This is a genomic window from Pseudomonas sp. 2VD (genome assembly GCF_005503585.1).
Classification (GTDB): Bacteria; Pseudomonadota; Gammaproteobacteria; order Pseudomonadales; family Pseudomonadaceae; genus Pseudomonas; species Pseudomonas aeruginosa.
Window position 1 is genome coordinate 1 of sequence record NZ_SCND01000153.1, and the last position, 13,263, is coordinate 13,263.

Below are 13,263 nucleotides of genomic sequence, written 5' to 3' on the forward strand. Positions count from 1 at the left end.
GTATAAGATACAGGCCTCCGCCAGCACCCGCCGGTACGGCGCTCTGGCCCAGGCCAAGGGGTTGTTGGCGACGCTGTTCGAGGAGGCCTATCGGCAGCGCGTCCGCCTGGCCGTGCTGCACGCCACCGGGCAGCAGGCGCAATGGCTCTGGCAGGGGCAGAAGGCTTCGCGGGAGTTGCAGGACTGGCTACGCCAGCTGGGCGCCGGCGGCGGTACGCCGCTGCTCGACGCCCTGCACCAGGCCGCTGGCTGGCTGGCGCGCCGACAGCGGCAGAAACCCGCCGAGCATCAGCGTCTGCTGGTGCTTACCGACGGCCGCCTGCGCGACTGGCCGGCGCTGCCGGAGGCTGCCTGCCCGAGTCTGCTGATCGACCTCGAAAGCGGCCCGTTGCGCCTGGGCAAGGCCGAGCGCCTGGCCCGGGAGCTGGGGGCCGAGTATCGGCATATCAGTGAATTGAACGAAGTCTGAGGGCGTTTCGGCGAGCCCTGCGGCTTTTTCGGTCAAATTGTATTTCGACTGTCATTCAATAAATATTATGAGCGTAATATCTCCCTGCGATCCAGCCAATCCATCTCACGGAGATATCCTCATGTCGTCGATTTCAGTCGTTATCGCCGGTTACGCCCGTTCGCCGTTCCACTTCGCCAGGAAAGGCGCGCTGGTCGATATCCGCCCGGATGACCTGGCCGCCGCGGTGCTCAAGGGCCTGGTGGAGAAACTCGATCTCGACCCTGTTCTGCTGGAGGACGTGGTCATGGGCTGCGCCTATCCGGAGGCGGAACAGGGCATGAACATCGCGCGCATCGCCAGTTTCCGCGCCGGCTTCCCGCAGAGCCTCGGCGGCGCGACCCTCAACCGTTTCTGCGGTTCGTCCATGAGCGCTATCCACTACGCCGCCGGGCAAGTCCTGCTGGGCGCCGGAGAAGCCTTCATCGCCGCCGGGGTGGAGTCGATGACCCGGGTGCCGATGGGCGGCTTCAACCTGTCGCCCAATCCCGCGTTGCTGCAGGACTATCCGGCGGTATACATGAGCATGGGGCAGACCGCCGAGAATGTCGCCGAGCGCTACGCCGTCAGCCGCGTCGAGCAGGAAGAGATGGCCGTACGCTCCCACGCCAAGGCAGTCGCCGCGCGCGAGGCCGGCTTGCTGCGCGAGGAGATCGTCGCCATCGACACCCCCTCCGGCCGGGTCGCCGAGGATGGCTGCATCCGCCCGGGTACCAACCTGGAGAGCCTGGCCCAGTTGAAGCCGGCGTTCGGCGGCAGCGTCACCGCCGCCACCTCGTCGCCGCTCACCGATGGCAGCGCCGCGCTGCTGGTCTGTAGCGAGGAATTCGCGCGCCGCCACGGGCTGGCGATCCTGGCGCGGATCAAGGCGGTGGCGGTGGCCGGTTGTGCGCCGGAGATCATGGGCATGGGTCCGGTGCAGGCGACGCGCAAGGTCCTGCAACGGGCCGGGCTGGGCATCGCCGACATCGACCTGGTGGAGATCAACGAGGCCTTCGCCAGCCAATCCATCGCCTGCATCCGCGAACTGGGGCTGGACATGGACAGGATCAACCTGGATGGCGGCGCCCTGGCCATCGGCCATCCGCTGGGCGCCACCGGCGCGCGGATCACCGGCAAGGCCGCTGCGTTGCTGCGGCGCACCGGCGGGCGCTATGCCATCGCCACCCAGTGCATCGCCGGCGGCCAGGGCGTGGCGACCCTGCTGGAAGCGGTGGAGTGATCGCGCGCCAATGAAAAAAGGCCCGGTGGATGAGCCGGGCCTGGATGGGGAACCTGCGCCGGCGGCCCGGCGCAGGGTAGTCGCGGTTACTTGATGAAGTCGTGACCCCAGCGTTCGATCTGGCTGGCGCTCTTCTGCATCTGCAGCGACCGCGATTGTGCTTTCTGCCCGGCGGCGGCGATCTCGTCGTCGACCACCTTGGTCGACAGCGACAGCCAACTGGTCACGAAGGCCATGGCGTCGCTGTGGATCTCCAGGGCGTCCTGGTTGATGTTGGCGATGCCGTCGCACTTGCTGTGGTAGCACTCGTCGTAGGCCTTGCCGGCGGTGCCGCCGTACTTCTGCGCCTGCTCTTCGGTCTTCAGGCCCTCGGCGCCGGTGAACAGGCCGCCGAAAGCGATGCCGCTGTTGAAGAACTCGGCGTAGTCGGAGCGGAAGTCGATCTCGGTGCCTTCCGATTGCTGGCCGCGCAGGCGGAAGTAGGCTTCGAACAGGCGCTCGATGGCGGCCGAGCCGGGCGGACCCTGGAGGCCGAAGTCGGAACCGTCGCCGTCATAGATGAAGTTGCCGAAGTTCGGCGAGCCGATCATGTCGAAGTTCAGGTAGGCCTTGATCTTCTTCTTCTCTTCCGGGGCGAGGTTCTGCACGTAGTGGGTCGAGCCCACCAGGCCGGCTTCCTCGGCGCCCCACCAGGCGAAGCGCACCTTGTTGACCGGCAGCGCCTTGGCCAGCAGCACGGCCATCTCCAGTTGGGCGGCGCTGCCCGAACCGTTGTCGTTGATACCGGGGCCTTCGAACACCGAGTCGAGGTGCGCGCCGACCATCACCACGTTGTTCGGGTTGCCGCGACGGGTCTCGGCGACCACGTTGTAGGTCTCGGTCTTCTTGCGTACCACGTCGACCACCAGGTGCAGCTGCAGGTCCGGGGTCTGCGACCAGGCCACACCGTTGTCGTAGGTGGCGAAGATCACCGGGATGCCGCCCTCGTAGGACTCGCCCACGGTGACGTTCTCCAGGCCCTTGCGGTCGTCGGTGTTGCCCTGGTTGAAGATGATCACCCCGGCGGCGCCGGCGGCCGCGGCGTTCTCGGCCTTCTGCTCGAAGTTGCAGGTGCCGCGCTGGATCAGCGCGATCGAGCCGGCCGGGAAGTTGGCGAAGTCTTCCGCTTCGCAACCGCTGGTGGAGGTGTTGCCGGCGCCGAGGGACAGGTCCACCGGGACCACCTTGGCGGTGACATCGCCTGCCTCGGTCTGCGACAGGTAGGTGAAATCCTTCTCCCATTCGTAGGTGACCGGCTGCGGCACGGTGGCGCTCAGGCTACCCGGGCCTTTCGGGTAGTAGGCGGTGAACGGGAAGGGCTGCACGCTGACCTTGTAGCCGGCTTTCTGCAGGGTCTGCTTCACGTAGTCGACGGAGGCCTGGTAGCCCGGCGTGGCGGCGGCGCGGTTGCCGTCGTTGAGGCTGGCGATGTCTTCCAGCTTCTGCAGGCGCTTGACCACGTTGCTGGCTTGCAGGCAGCGCGGCAGGCCAAGCGGGGTGCTGACCAGCAACGGCGATTTGCAGATCGACGGGTTGGGTTTGCCGGGGGTCCAGAACTCGGTGAACTGTTGCGCTTCCGAAGGTGCCGCCAGGGATGCGGCGGAAACCGAGAGGGCGAGGGCGCCGAGTGCGTATCTGAGATTGTTCTTGTTGCTCATGAGACTCCGTTCCTTGTGAGGCGATGATCGATAAGCCGTTGATGGCATGGCGCTATTGCCCGAAATGTCGCCTCGGGCACGGCCTGACTGCCAGACTAGGAGCGCTTTCCGGGCTGTCCTGGCGTAATTCCTGAAATGTGAATTTCATCAACTTTTCGTGGAAGAATTGCTGATAGCTCGCTGGCGGGATGGAGGGCGGCTTTCTATCGTTAATGCCCTTCGGCGCGGGCCCATGGCCGTTGGTCGGGGCTGGGAGGATGGTGCAGCAGGAAGGAAACCGTCTGGCGCGCGGATAAGCGCGCGAGCGGAGGTGAACGGCGGCAGCGCTGTCACAGATTTGTTGGAATTTTTGTATACATTCTTCTGGATATTTTCGGATCGAATTGTCTACAGTGTGCGCACAACAATAAAAGCGAGAACAGCGCACCATGAAAACGACGTCCTCCGGAACTCCATCCGTTCCACGGCCTGAAGACGAGAACCTCGGTGTCGGCGCCAACATGGCCTACGGCCTGCAACATGTGCTGACCATGTATGGCGGTATCGTCGCGGTCCCCCTGATCCTCGGCCAGGCCGCTGGCCTCGCGCCCGGCGACATCGGCCTGCTGATCGCCGCTTCGCTGTTCGCCGGCGGCCTGGCGACCCTGCTGCAAACCCTCGGCGTGCCGTTCTTCGGCTGTCAGTTGCCGCTGGTCCAGGGGGTGTCCTTCGCTGGCGTGGCGACCATGGTGGCGATCATCGGCAGCGGTGGCAGCGGCGGCATTCCCGCAGTGCTCGGCGCGGTGATGGCGGCCTCGCTGATCGGGTTGCTGATTACGCCGATCTTCTCGCGCATCACCAAATTCTTCCCGCCGCTGGTGACCGGCATCGTCATCACCACCATCGGCCTGACCCTGATGCCGGTCGCCGCGCGCTGGGCGATGGGCGGCAACAGCCACGCGCCGGACTTCGGCAGCATGGCCAACATCGGCCTGGCGGCGATCACCCTGGTCATCGTGCTGCTGCTGAGCAAGCTCGGCAGCGCCTCGATCTCGCGCCTGTCGATCCTCCTGGCGATGGTCATCGGCACCGTCATCGCGGTGTTCCTCGGCATGGCCGACTTCTCCAAGGTCACCGAAGGCCCGCTGGTGGCGTTTCCCACGCCGTTCCACTTCGGCATGCCAACCTTCCAGGTCGCCGCGATCATCTCGATGTGCATCGTGATCATGGTGACCCTGGTGGAAACCTCGGCGGACATCCTCGCGGTAGGCGAGATCATCGACACCAAGGTCGACTCGCGGCGCCTGGGCAACGGCCTGCGCGCGGACATGTTCTCCAGCATGCTGGCGCCGATCTTCGGCTCCTTCACCCAGAGCGCCTTCGCCCAGAACGTCGGCCTGGTGGCGGTGACCGGGATCAAGAGCCGCTACGTGGTCGCCACCGGTGGGTTGTTCCTGGTGATCCTCGGCCTGCTGCCGGTGATGGGCCGGGTGATCGCCGCGGTGCCAACCGCCGTGCTCGGCGGCGCCGGCATCGTGTTGTTCGGCACGGTCGCCGCCAGCGGCATCCGCACCCTGTCGAAGGTGGACTACCGCAACAACATGAACCTGATCATCGTCGCCACTTCGATCGGCTTCGGTATGATCCCGATCGCCGCGCCGACCTTCTACGATCACTTCCCCAGTTGGTTCGCCACCATCTTCCATTCCGGCATCAGTTCCTCGGCGATCATGGCGATCCTGCTCAACCTGGCGTTCAACCACTTCACCGCCGGCAACTCCGACCAGCAGTCGGTGTTCGTCGCCGCCAGCGAGCGGACCCTGCGCTACCAGGACATCGCCGCCCTGCACGAAGGCGACTATTTCCTCGACGGCAAGCTGTACGACGCCCAGGGCAACGAAGTGCCGCTGGCCGGCGACGACAGCCATGGCGCGCCGCCGCGACGGCGCAGCGAAACCGCTGAAGCCGGCAGCGCCTGAGCCGCGCCGCGATGAACGACGGCCCTCCTTGCGAGGGCCGTTTTCGTTGTGCGCTTCAGAACAGCGCCTTGCCGCGGTCCAGGCGCTGGTCCACCAGCCATTTGCCGTGGGCGATGGAGGCGCGCTGGGCGTTTTCCAGCTCGGCGAGGAAGGCGAAGCGCACGGGCAGGGCGATGCGCTTGCTGGTGTGGCCTTCGGGATCGGTGATGTGGCAGCCGCCGGCCCAGGGCGTGGGAATGCCCGGATGCTCGACGACGTCGGCGGTGATGGTGTAGCTGCGGTGCTGGCAGTGCAGGCTGGCCATGGCATGCTCCTCTCTGTCGGAGGCCGACCCGGCTACCTGCGCGACGCCTGTGGTTGCCACGGAGGAGCCTCGGGGCGGCGAGGTTTTCCCTGCGTGTCCCTACCTCTATAGCAGATCGTCGCCGAGCCGCCGCGAGAGCCGACGAAGGGCCCCGCTCAGCGGCGCTGGCGACGGCCGAGCATGCGCTCCAGGGTGCCGTCGCGGCGGACCCACTGGTGGTAGCCGGCGGCGAGCGCATGGAGTAGCACCACCGAGGTGCTCAGCCACAGGCCGACCACGCGGTGAACGGCGTCGAAGGGCTTCTCGAACGCCTCCCAGTTCAGGTTCCAGGTTTGCGAAATCCAGGCGAACAGCGCGGTGTCCTTGAAGCTGGGTACCACGAACAGGCCGAAGTCGGTGGGCAGGCGGGTGCCGACGTAGCCGGTGAGCGGCATCACCAGCATCAAGGCATACAGCGACAGGTGCGCGTAGTGCGCCAGGCGGTGCTCCAGCGGCGTCCCGGGGACCGCTGGCAGGCGCGGCCCGCGCAGCCGCGAGACGATCCGAGGGATCAGCAGCAGGCCGACCAGCAGGCCCAGCACCCAGTGCAGGTTGAGTACCGGCAGGCGCTGCGGGTGGTCGTGGCCGAGCACCCAGATGACGAAATAGGCCAGCACGATCGCGCCGATGAAACAGAACGCCATGCTCCAGTGCAGCAGGCGGGTGGACAGGCTGTAGACGGTCGCTGGATGCGTCACGGGAATGCCTCGCAGAGAGTGAAGGCGTGCAATCTATGAAACGTCCGGAGAGCGATCAAACGTATTTATGGATAATCGATAACGGAAAACTTAATCGAAACTTTCACATGTGACGTTATTGCACCGAAACAGTGCTGCGAGTCGCTTTTTTCCGAAACGGAGCCCACTTGGCGGAATAATTCCGGGTCGGGATCATTGTAAGTGGGTTTTTCCTTCGCCGAGGCTATTCCTCACGCTGGGAGAGCCTGGGGGCGGCGCGCGGCAGACCCCGCAAGCATTATCGGGAAATATATTCCGTTGTCTTTCCGCTGACGTTTTGCCGACAGCAAGCTGACACAGATGTAATTGAACTCGATCGCTTCGTTTCTATAGTCTTCGAACACTTCGCCGTGCACTTTCAAGGACGGCAAGTGCATATCCTGCGTCTTTTCCGCCATGACGATTCTCGAGGTGAGAGCATGAGTAGTGAGCACGATGGCAAGGACCAGGACGACCTGTTCTCCCCGTTGCCTTACCTGCTGGTTTCCGGCGCTGTCGTGCTCATGACCCTGCTGCTGCGCTGCCTGTTCTGCCCGGGCGAGCAGTTCTGATCGCCCGGACCGGGACGACTCAGCGACCGCGGCTGAGGAAGTCGATCACCAGGCGATTCATCGGCGCGGCGCACTCTTCCGGCAGCCAGTGGCCGCAGCCGGGCAGGACATGGCCTTCGACGTCGTCCGCATAGGCTTTCATCTGCTCCAGCTGGAACGTGCCCATGCCGCCGTGGCCGCCGCCGGCGAGGGTCATGGTCGGCATCTGCAGGCGGGTCTTCGCCAGTTCGGCGTTCTGCCGCACGCTCTCGTTCAACGCGCGGTAGTACTCGAACGAGGCGTTCAGGCTGTGCGGCTTGGCGTACGACCTGGCGTACAGGTCCAGCAGGCGCTCGCTGAACACCTCGGTGTTGCTGGCATGGGACTTGATGAAGTGCTCGAGGAAGAAGCGCTCCTTGCCGGCGATCAGGGTTTCCGCCAGGCGGTCGTCGGCGGCGAAGAAACTGAAGTGCCAGACCAGCGACTCGCCCTGGGCGGTGAAGGCCGGGAAGCGGTAGATCCGCGCGTCCGGGATCGGCGCTTCCATGTACACCAGGCGGGCGATGTCGGCCTGGTTCTTCACCACCATCGGGTAGGTGTTCCAGATACCGATGTCATGGGCCACCAGGTCGAACGGGCGATCCGGGCTGAATTGCCGGGCCAGCTTGTGCAAGTAGACGGCGACCTGTTCGCCGCTATAGCCGGTCTTCGGCGGCTCGGACTGGCCGAGGCCGGGCAGGTCCGGCGCGATCACGGTGAAGCGCTTGGCCAGTTCCGGCATCAGTTGGTGCCATTCGTACCAGGTCTGGCCGAAGCCGTGCACCAGCATCACCAGCGGCCCCTGGCCGCCTTTCACGTAGTGCAGCTTCACGCCGTCGACTTCCCGGTAGGCGCTTTCGAAGCCATTCGGGACGGGGAATTCCTCGGCGGCGAAGCCGCCCAGGGAGAAGGTCAGGGCGATGCCGGCCAGGAGGCCGCGGCAGAGTCTATCGAGGATCATGGTTGTGCTTCCTTGGTGGGGTCAGTGAGGGATGTGGCCGCCGAGGGACGGCTCGGTGGCAGCTTGGCGTGGCGCCAGCATCAGCAGCAGGGCCACGGCCATCGCCGCCAGGCAGACCAGCGCGCCGACCTCGCCGAGCGGCGCCAGGCCGCTGCCGTCGATCACCCGGCTGCCGGCGAGGGCGCCGATGCCGATCCCGGCGTTGCAGGCGGAGATGTTCAGCGAGGCGGCGAACGCCGGGGCCCGCGGCGCGGACTTCATCACCCGCACCTGGCCGACGATGAACAGTGCTGCCTGGGCCACGCCCCAGGTCGCCAGGGTGGCGGCGAGCAGCCAGGCGTTGCCGAGGGTCGGCACCAGGGCGAGCATGCCCAGCGCCATCAGCAGGACGAACAGCAGGGTTGCGCCCAGCGGGCTGCGATCCACCAGGCGCCCGCCGAGCCAGTTGCCGAGCAGGCCTACCGCGCCGAAGCCCATCAGCGTCCAGCCGACCAGCGAACCGCTGAAGCCGGCCAGGCGCTGGAGGATGTCGGCCAGGTAGGTGTAGGGGGTGAACATGCCGGTGAAGACCAGCAGCGACAGCAACAGGTGGCCGAGCACCAGCGGTTGGCGCAACACGCTCGCCTGGCTGCGCAGCGAGACGCCCGGCCGTCCGGGAATGCGCGGCAGCCAGGCGGCCAGCAGCAGCGCCTTGGCCAGGGCCAGCGCGGCGAGTGCGGCGAATGCCAGGCGCCAACCCCAGGCGTCGGCGATCAGCGTGCCGATGGGAATGCCGAGCACGGTGGCGGCGACGATGCCGAAGAACACCAGCGCCACGGCGCGTCCTTCGCGCGAGGGGCCGGCCAGGTGCGCGGCGGTTTCGCTGGCCATGGCCCAGAACACCGGGAGCGCCAGGGCCGGGACGAAGCGCGCCACGGCCATCGTCCAGATATCGCCGGCTACGGCGGCCAGCGCATTGGCCGCGGCGAACAGCAGCAGGCAGGCGACGAACAGCCGCTTGCGTTCGACGCCCGCCAGTGCGGCGGTGAGGAACGGACCGAAGGCGGCGACGCTGAAGGCGAACAGGCTGACCAGCAGGCCGGCCTGGGCGACGCTGACCTGGAGGTCTGCGGCAAGCGCCGGGAGCAGGCCGACGATGACGAACTCGGTGGTCAGGATGGTGAAGCCGGCGGCGGCCAGCAGGAGGATGGGCAATAGCACGGCAAGACTCCTCCGCGAGCGCAGCCGTGGCCGCGCCCGGGAACGATGCATGGGAGGGAAGGGAATCAGGCCGTAGCGGACTGGCCGAGGGTCGGGTAATCGGTGTAGCCGGCGGCGTCGCCACCGTAGAACCGCGCCTGGTTGGCCTCGGCCAGCGGCGCGCCGAGACGGATCCGCTCGACCAGGTCGGGGTTGGCGATGAACGGCCGGCCGATCGCCACCGCGTCGGCCAGTCCGGCCTGGAGTATCGCTTCGGCGCGCTCGGCGTCGTAGTTGCCGCAGACGATCAGCGGCGCGCGGAAGCGTTCGCGCAGGCGCTCGCGGAAGCCTTGCGGGTAGGCCGGGCCGCCGCTCCATTCCCACTCGGCCAGGTGCAGGTAGGCGATGCCGCGTCGCTGCAGGGCTTCGGCGAGGTAAAGGGTCATCGCTTCCGGCTCGTCGTCGTGCATGTCGTTGATCGTGCCCCAGGGCGACAGGCGCAGGCCGACGCGCTCGGCACCGACCGCGGCGACCAGCGCGTCGACGATCTCCAGCAGGAACCGCGCGCGGTTCTCCAGGCTACCGCCATAGGCATCGCTGCGCCGGTTGCTGGCGCTGGCGAGGAACTGGTCGATCAGGTAGCCATTGGCGCCATGCAGCTCGACCAGGTCGAAGCCGGCGTCGAGCGCGTTGTGCGCGGCGCGGACGAATTCGTCGCGGACCCGGCGGATGTCTTCCAGGGTCATTTCCCGCGGCGCGTCGGCCGGCGCCATGGATCCGCCGCCCTGGCCATCGGCGATGAACACCTGGGCCTTGGCCTGGATCGGCGAGGGCGCGATCGGCGCCTCGCCGCCGGCCTGCAGCGAGCGATGCGACATGCGCCCGACATGCCAGAGCTGCGCGGCGATCAGTCCGCCGGCGGCGTGCACCGCCTCGGTGACCTGGCGCCAGCCGGCCAGTTGCGCCTCGCTGTAGATACCGGGGGTGTAGGCGTAGCCCTGGCCGAGGGGGGAAATCTGCGTGCCCTCGCTGACGATCAGCCCGGCGCCGGCGCGCTGCGCATAGTAGAGAGCGTTCAGGGCGGTCGGCACGTCGCCCGGCTGTTGCGCCCGGGAGCGGGTCATCGGCGCCATGACGATGCGGTTGCGCAAGGCCAGGTTGCCTACGGCGAGCGGGGAGAGGAGCAATTTGGACATGGTCTTTTCCTTTCGAAGGCGGCAGGGAGATGGCTTGAATATCTGTATCGGTCGCTAAATAATATGGCGACGGCAACGCTCGTCAAGTAAATTTATAGTGATCGATACAAATAATGGAGGTCAGGATGGCAACGCGAGGCAGGCCACGGGCATTCGACAGGGACACCGCCCTGCAGCGAGCCATGGACGTGTTCTGGGTGCGTGGCTACGAAGGCGCTTCGCTGGCGGCCCTGACCGAGGCGATGGAAATCAGGCCGCCCAGCCTGTACGCCGCCTTCGGCAGCAAGGAAGGGCTGTTCCGCGAAGCCCTGGCCCACTATCTCGGCCAGCACGGCCGCTATCGCCGGGATGTCCTCGATGGCGCGCCGAGCGCCCGCGAGGGCGTGGCCGAGCTGCTCCGCGAGACCGTCGCGCGCTTCTGTTCCGACGAGTTCCCGCGCGGTTGCCTGGTGGTGCTCGCGGCGCTGACCGGAACCCCGGAAAGCGAGGCGGTGCGGGACGCGTTGAGCGCCGAGCGCGGCGAGTCGATCCGCCTGTTCCGTGAGCGCATGCGGCGCGGCATCGCTGACGGCGACCTGGCGGCGGACACCGACGTGGAGGAGTTGGCGACCTTCTATGCTACCGTGCTGTTCGGCCTCAGCGTGCAGGCCAAGGACCGGGTGCCTTGCGAGCGCCTGCTGGCGGTGGTCGAACGGGCGCTGCGCGCCTGGCCCTGAGCGGGCCGCATCAGGCCGCCGCGCTGCGGCGCAGCCATTCCAGCAGCAGGGTGGCGGGCTCTCCGGCCTGCAACGGTCGCGGGGTCAGCAGGTGATAGCTGCTGCCGTCGGCGAGGAATCCCAGCGGCGCCGCCAGCAGGCCGGCGGACAGATCGTCGCGCACCAGTTGCCAGGGGCCGATGGCTACGCCGAGTCCGGCGCCGGCCGCCTGCAGGCTCAGGTAGAAGTGCTCGAAGCGCTGCCCTTCGGTCGTCGCCGGCGCCTGTCCGGCGAGACGGGTCCAGGTGTTCCAGGCTTGCGGGCGGGTCGCCGTGTGCAGGCGCGGTGCGACGGCGCGAAGCCCGGGCGGGCCTGCATCGAGGTGGAAATGCCGTTCGACGTCGCTCGCCCGGCAGACCGGCCCGACCTGCTCGTCGAACAGCCAGTGGGCATGGCTGCCGGGCGGCCAGGGGAAGTCGTTGCGGCGGATCGCCAGGTCGATGCCGCGGCCGAAGGCGAACGGCCCGCCGCCGGCGACCAGTTGGATCGACAGTCGTGGCTGTTCCTGCATGAATCCGGCGATCCGCGGGATCAGCCAGCGCATCAGCAAGGTCGGTTCGCAGGACAGCACCAGCGCGGTGGGTCCGGCCTCCGCGCGCAGGGCCTCGCCGGTGCGCTCGATCAGGTCGAGGGCCGGGCCGGTGCCGGCGAGCAGGCGCCTGCCGGCCTCGCTGAGGAAAACCCGCTGGCCGCGGCGTTCGAAGAGCGCACAACCGAGTTCCTCCTCCAGGGTCCGCACGGCGCGGCTGATGGCGCCGTGGGTCAGGCACAGGGCCTCGGCGGCACGGGAAAAGTTCTCCAGGCGGGCGGCGGCCTCGAAGCAGCGCAGGGCGTTCAGCGAGGGCAGGCGGCGGCGCCTGAATGGTGAGTTTTCCTCACCATGATTGTCAGTATTCATCGTTCTCGATCGGCGCTGGAGACCGGTAGATTGTGCCATCCATTCTACCTTGGAGCCTTCCAGGCATGACAGAGTTGCTAGCTTTCCTGACCATCACCGTGCTTGCGGTGATCAGCCCCGGCGCCGATTTCGCCATGGTCTCGCGCAACAGCCTGCTGTATTCCCGCCGCGCCGGCCTGCTCACCGCGCTGGGCATCGGCGCGGGGGTGACGGTACATGTCGGCTACAGCATCCTCGGCGTCGGCGTGCTGGTGCGCGAGTCGCTGGCGCTGTTCACCGCGCTGAAGCTGGCGGGCGCCGCCTACCTGGTGTTCCTCGGCCTGCGCATGCTGCTGGCGCGAGAGGACACGGTGGCGGAGGAGGCGGCGGGCGGCGCCGGGGTTTCGTCCTGGGCGATGTTGCGCAGCGGCTTCCTGACCAATGCGCTCAATCCGAAGACCTGCCTGTTCGTGGTCAGCCTGTTCATGCAGGTGATCGATCCGCATACCGCGTTGCCGGCGCAACTGGGCTACGGGGCCTTCATCGCGCTCGCCCACGTGGCCTGGTTCGGCCTGGTCGCCTGCTTTCTCTCGAGCCCGGCGGTGCGCGGCCGACTCCTGCGTTTCCGCCGGCGCATCGACCAGTTTTTCGGCGCCCTGCTGGTCGGTTTCGGCGTCCTGCTGGGGGCGAAAAGCCCATGAGCATGGACCACTGATGGCCGCTTGCCGCCTTTGAAGCGAGGCCGGCGGCTCCCTAGAATGCGCCGTTCATGCCGTCGCCAGTTGAGGGACGGTCCCAGGATCGCGGGACGCATGGGAGTTGCATGAAGAAGGGAGCGACGCTTTTCGCCGTCCTCTGGGCGGTACTCGGCCTGGGCCTGCTGGTCGGTTTGCCGGTGGCCATCCATTTCATTCTCGGCCAGTACGACGAGGCCGGGTTCAGCGGGCCGCAACTGGTCTTCGAGGAACAGGGCCATTCCTACCTGGCGTTCACCCTCGACGACTATCGCGCCAACGAAGTGGACAACGGCGTGGTACACGGCAGCAGCCGCAGCTATGCCCAGGTGGTCGATCTCGAGGACGGCAGCCTGCGCTGGAGCGCGCGCCTGGATGCCGACAACGAGCGCGGCGACGACTGGGGTTCCGGCGAACTGCTGGGCCAGTCGTCGCGCTACCTGTTCTTCCTGCGCAACGAACTCTACGTACTCGACCGGCGCGACGCTGCCCCTGTCCCTTATCCACATCTGACGCTGCCGACGACT

General features: G+C 67.0%; 14 protein-coding genes. 7 read left to right on the top strand and 7 right to left on the bottom strand.

The genetic code is table 11. The features are described from left to right. Positions 1 to 7 precede the first annotated feature (7 nt). Positions 8 to 469 carry a vWA domain-containing protein gene (locus FFS27_RS17525; protein ID WP_137952116.1) on the top strand — a complete coding sequence of 154 codons (462 nt, stop codon included), beginning with the start codon at positions 8 to 10 and terminating at the stop codon, positions 467 to 469. A 121-nt stretch (positions 470 to 590) separates the two neighbouring features. Continuing rightward, complete coding sequence (locus FFS27_RS17530; RefSeq protein ID WP_023100932.1) at positions 591 to 1,730, top strand: thiolase family protein; 1,140 nt, start codon at positions 591 to 593, stop codon at positions 1,728 to 1,730. An 86-nt stretch (positions 1,731 to 1,816) separates the two neighbouring features. On the opposite strand, the gene paaP is transcribed toward FFS27_RS17530, so the two are convergent. Further along, complete coding sequence (gene paaP / locus FFS27_RS17535) at positions 1,817 to 3,427, bottom strand: aminopeptidase PaaP (protein WP_003101464.1); 1,611 nt, start codon at positions 3,425 to 3,427, stop codon at positions 1,817 to 1,819. 428 nt (positions 3,428 to 3,855) lie between these two features. On the opposite strand from paaP, the gene FFS27_RS17545 reads away from it, so the two are divergent. After that, positions 3,856 to 5,385, top strand: a complete 1,530-nt coding sequence (locus tag FFS27_RS17545) for a nucleobase:cation symporter-2 family protein (RefSeq protein WP_009313844.1) — start codon at positions 3,856 to 3,858, stop codon at positions 5,383 to 5,385. 55 nt (positions 5,386 to 5,440) lie between these two features. Here FFS27_RS17545 and FFS27_RS17550 read toward each other — a convergent pair whose 3' ends face one another. Further along, the gene (locus tag FFS27_RS17550; RefSeq protein ID WP_023100933.1) at positions 5,441 to 5,689 is read right to left on the bottom strand and encodes a hypothetical protein; all 249 of its coding nucleotides are present in this window, start codon (positions 5,687 to 5,689) and stop codon (positions 5,441 to 5,443) included. A gap of 155 nt (positions 5,690 to 5,844) precedes the next feature. Next, complete coding sequence (locus FFS27_RS17555; protein WP_009876747.1) at positions 5,845 to 6,426, bottom strand: cytochrome b; 582 nt, start codon at positions 6,424 to 6,426, stop codon at positions 5,845 to 5,847. A gap of 458 nt (positions 6,427 to 6,884) precedes the next feature. Here FFS27_RS17555 and FFS27_RS33635 point away from each other — a divergent pair, with 458 nt between their 5' ends. Then, a complete protein-coding gene (locus FFS27_RS33635) occupies positions 6,885 to 7,016 on the top strand; it encodes a hypothetical protein (protein WP_003091046.1) in 132 nt (43 codons plus the stop codon). 19 nt (positions 7,017 to 7,035) lie between these two features. On the opposite strand, the gene cif is transcribed toward FFS27_RS33635, so the two are convergent. The 3 genes from cif to FFS27_RS17575 all read right to left on the bottom strand — a co-directional run bounded on the left by cif (position 7,036) and on the right by FFS27_RS17575 (position 10,370). Continuing rightward, positions 7,036 to 7,995: a CFTR inhibitory factor Cif gene (cif, locus tag FFS27_RS17565; RefSeq protein ID WP_003091045.1), complete on the bottom strand. Its 960-nt coding sequence runs from the start codon at positions 7,993 to 7,995 to the stop codon at positions 7,036 to 7,038. A gap of 21 nt (positions 7,996 to 8,016) precedes the next feature. Continuing rightward, complete coding sequence (locus tag FFS27_RS17570) at positions 8,017 to 9,195, bottom strand: MFS transporter (protein ID WP_003091044.1); 1,179 nt, start codon at positions 9,193 to 9,195, stop codon at positions 8,017 to 8,019. Positions 9,196 to 9,260: 65 nt separating this feature from the next. Further along, on the bottom strand, positions 9,261 to 10,370 hold the full coding sequence (locus FFS27_RS17575; protein WP_023100935.1) for an alkene reductase: 1,110 nt from the start codon (positions 10,368 to 10,370) through the stop codon (positions 9,261 to 9,263). 125 nt (positions 10,371 to 10,495) lie between these two features. Between FFS27_RS17575 and FFS27_RS17580 the strand changes: the two genes are divergently transcribed. Continuing rightward, entirely contained in the window at positions 10,496 to 11,086 is a 591-nt protein-coding gene (locus tag FFS27_RS17580) for a TetR/AcrR family transcriptional regulator (protein ID WP_003119828.1), read from the top strand. Positions 11,087 to 11,096: 10 nt separating this feature from the next. Here FFS27_RS17580 and FFS27_RS17585 read toward each other — a convergent pair whose 3' ends face one another. Then, on the bottom strand, positions 11,097 to 12,023 hold the full coding sequence (locus FFS27_RS17585) for a LysR family transcriptional regulator (RefSeq protein ID WP_003110292.1): 927 nt from the start codon (positions 12,021 to 12,023) through the stop codon (positions 11,097 to 11,099). 65 nt (positions 12,024 to 12,088) lie between these two features. Between FFS27_RS17585 and FFS27_RS17590 the strand changes: the two genes are divergently transcribed. Together FFS27_RS17590 and FFS27_RS34000 are read left to right on the top strand one after the other, a co-directional pair. Beyond that, a complete protein-coding gene (locus tag FFS27_RS17590; RefSeq protein WP_003091040.1) occupies positions 12,089 to 12,703 on the top strand; it encodes a LysE family transporter in 615 nt (204 codons plus the stop codon). Between the two features lie 122 nt (positions 12,704 to 12,825). Beyond that, positions 12,826 to 13,263: PA2928 family protein (locus tag FFS27_RS34000; protein ID WP_272483167.1), on the top strand; the 438-nt coding region annotated here is incomplete at its 3' end.